Origin of the sequence: Pseudanabaena sp. 'Roaring Creek' (assembly GCF_001402795.1) — a bacterium.
In the GTDB taxonomy this organism is placed as follows: domain Bacteria; phylum Cyanobacteriota; class Cyanobacteriia; order Pseudanabaenales; family Pseudanabaenaceae; genus Pseudanabaena.
This window is the reverse complement of the sequence record NZ_LIRE01000084.1, coordinates 1-3,074: the sequence shown is the minus strand read 5'-3', so window position 1 is coordinate 3,074 and position 3,074 is coordinate 1. Positions and strand designations below refer to the sequence as shown.

At 46.5% G+C, this 3,074-nt stretch carries 4 protein-coding genes; all 4 read right to left on the bottom strand.

What is annotated here, in order from left to right:
- Positions 1 to 62: 62 nt before the first annotated feature.
- Positions 63 to 1,337: a cation:proton antiporter gene (locus AC805_RS02920; RefSeq protein WP_055074026.1), complete on the bottom strand. Its 1,275-nt coding sequence runs from the start codon at positions 1,335 to 1,337 to the stop codon at positions 63 to 65.
- A 110-nt stretch (positions 1,338 to 1,447) separates the two neighbouring features.
- Positions 1,448 to 2,041: an ATP-dependent Clp protease proteolytic subunit gene (locus tag AC805_RS02915; protein ID WP_009628955.1), complete on the bottom strand. Its 594-nt coding sequence runs from the start codon at positions 2,039 to 2,041 to the stop codon at positions 1,448 to 1,450.
- 56 nt (positions 2,042 to 2,097) lie between these two features.
- Positions 2,098 to 2,799 (bottom strand): ATP-dependent Clp protease proteolytic subunit, encoded by a 702-nt coding sequence (locus tag AC805_RS02910; protein WP_040689568.1) that lies wholly within the window; start codon positions 2,797 to 2,799, stop codon positions 2,098 to 2,100.
- A 37-nt stretch (positions 2,800 to 2,836) separates the two neighbouring features.
- A partial coding sequence (locus tag AC805_RS26705) for a hypothetical protein (protein WP_231662412.1) occupies positions 2,837 to 3,074 on the bottom strand: 238 nt, incomplete at its 5' end.

The window sequence follows — 3,074 nt, the reverse complement described above, 5'->3', positions numbered from 1 at the left end:
CAGAAGAGCATACCGCCCGCTACGCGGGCGGTATGCTCTTCTAGCTACTTACCGAAATTTGATTATGTCTTGGCTGGAATGGATAAGATATTAATTAATGGCGAACACATTAAAGTCGTCACGATCGCCATAATTACCATGATCGTAAATAGAGTGGGTGTGATTAATCCCTGCTCCAGACCGATATTTAAAATAATTAATTCCATCATCCCTCTAGTATTCATCAATGCGCCAACGGTCATCGAATCACGCCAACTTTCACCCGACCACCTCGCGGCTATGGTACAGGCTAGCCCTTTACCTAAAACGGCGATCGCAATGATCAGTAGCGTAATCAGTACCAACTGGGGCGTATTTAGCAAGCCTAGCTGCGTATTTAATCCCGAAAACACAAAGAAAATTGGCACGAGTAGAGAAGTGGTCAGATACTCCAAATGGCGGTGCACGGACTCGGCAAAATGTCCGCGAGGCATCACCGTGCCAAGGATAAAGGCTCCAAAGATGGCATGAACGCCAACAAAATCGGTGTAATAAGCACAGAGCATCATGATGATGAAGACAAAAGTTAAGGTTTGGATTGTCACTTCACCATCGCGGCGCGTCCAGTAGCTAAATACTCTCAGGATTCGTCTTCCCACAAACCACATAAACAACACGTAGGCTAAAGTGCCACCGATCGCAATAATGGCAACATTAATGGAGCTTTTAATACTGGCTAGCACTAGAGCAAGGAGACACCAAGCGATCGCATCATCCAAGGAGCCTGCGGCGAGTACCAAAGTGCCGAGCTTAGTCTTAATTAATCCCCGTTCATGCAAAATCCTTGCTAGCATCGGAAAAGCGGTAATTGACATGGAGGCTCCCATATAGAGCGCTGCTGCCCAAGGGGTAGTCGTGGGACTAAATAAACTGCCCCCATCATGCAACATAAAAGCCGCGATCGCGCCCAGAATGAATGGGGCAATGATCCCCGCGATCGAGACAATGCCTGCACTTCTAGCCCGATTTTTTAATAGATCTGTATTTAGCTCCAAACCGACTAAAAACATATAGATCATTAGCCCAACTTGGCTCAGAGCATACAATACCGACATTGAGGGATTAGGAAATAGATGCATGGCATCAGCAACTATCGGAGTTTTGGGAAATAGCCACTGTTGCACATTTGGTGCGATCGCCCCGAATAGGGAAGGACCAAGCATGATCCCCGCCAGCATCTCTCCCACCACATCGGTTTGTCCTAAATAACGTTTACCGATATATGAAACGCCTCGGCAAACTGACAAAATCACAGTCAATTGCAACAGCAGCTTCAGCAGTAATTCCGAATTTGTCATAAATCCCTGCAATTTTGTATGGCTCAGACAATAAAAAAAGTATCCTTGTGCAAGGATACTTGAATCATACAAAAAAGCAGAGAGGGTTCTTGATTCCCTCTTTGTTTTTTTTATTGCGGCGAGTCAAGTACGCGATCGATTAATCCATACTCAAGCGCTTCCTGTGAAGACATATAATAATCACGGTTCATATCCCGTTCGATCTTTTCTAAGGGCTGTCCAGTACGTTTAGCATACTCAGAATTGAGCTTTTGACGAATCCGAATAATTTCCCTAGCCTCAATCTCGATATCTGAAGCTTGACCTCTCGTCCCGCCCGATGGTTGGTGAATCATGATGCGGGCATTGGGCAGCGCATAGCGCTTACCCTTTGCGCCAGCCATTAATAAATACGACCCCATAGATGCAGCTAGTCCGACGCAAATAGTGGTTACATCAGCCTTAATATGCTGCATCGTGTCAAAGATAGCCAATCCTGCGGAGACAGAGCCCCCAGGAGAGTTGATATACATGTAGATATCCTTGGTTTGATCTTCCGAATCAAAGTACAGCATACGGGCAATCATCGAATTTGCCATCCCATCTGTAACTTCGCCACTCATAAACATAATGCGTTCTAGTGACAAACGCTCGTAGATATTGATCCACTGCGTGTAGGAATCACCAGGATAGCGATAGGGAACTCTAGGAACACCGATAGGCATGATTTTGAAATTGGTGGTTGATGGTTGGTGATTGACTTTAAGCTAATAGCTAATAACTAAACAAGAGCTGGAACGGCTTTCGGTAGGTCTTTGGTACTTTCAAGTACGCGATCGATCAAGCCGTATTCTTTTGCTTGCTCGGGAGTCATATAAAACATACGATCCATATCCTTAGTGAGGACTTCAGATGATTTTCCTGTAGTACGGGACAGGATTTTCAACATCGATTCGCGATTGGTCAGTACTTCCTTTGCCTGAATCTGTAAGTCAGAGGCTTGTCCTCTGGTTTGGCGACGGGCTTGATGGAGAACGATCGTGGCATTGGGAAGGCTAGCGCGGAAACCTTTAGTTCCACTGGCGAGAATCATTGCTGCCGTTCCCATCGCCTGTCCGAGACAAATAGTATGGACGGGGGGCTTAATATAGTTAAGGGTGTCACAAATGGCAAAGGCTTCGGTTTCAAAGCCGATCGCATCACCTGTGTACCATGATGTGCCTGTAGAGTTGATATACATGAAGATCGGTTTTTCAGGATCTTCGTATTGTAGGTAGAGAAGTTGAGCGATGAGCAATTCCGTAACATCGACTCCAAGCTGCTGTTTGTATTCGTCGGGAGATACAAGAGGCAACCCAAAGTAAATAATTCGCTCTTTTAATAATAGCGAAGGCAAGTCAGGCGGCGGTGTGCGTCCGTATGACGAATCCCCTGAATAGGCGGCTTGTGCGGCTTGGGGAACAGAGCGAGAAGGTCGATCCATGTTTATTCGTGTTAATGACACTAACATTGCTAGCTTATCACAGCGATCCCACTGCATTTGGAAACAATAGCCAAGTTTGAGGTAGGGTTAGCCGTCTGTCGCCATCAAGCCAGCGGCTCATTGCGTAACTGCTGTCGCCGCTTGTGCGAAGAGAATAGCGGCGCGAAGCGCTGCTATTCTCTTCTTGGTAAGTGATAGCTGCCGCCAACTGCATCAGGACATAAAACCCCAAAGAGAGTTGCCGCGCTCCGCGCGGCAACTCTCTTTGGGGTTTT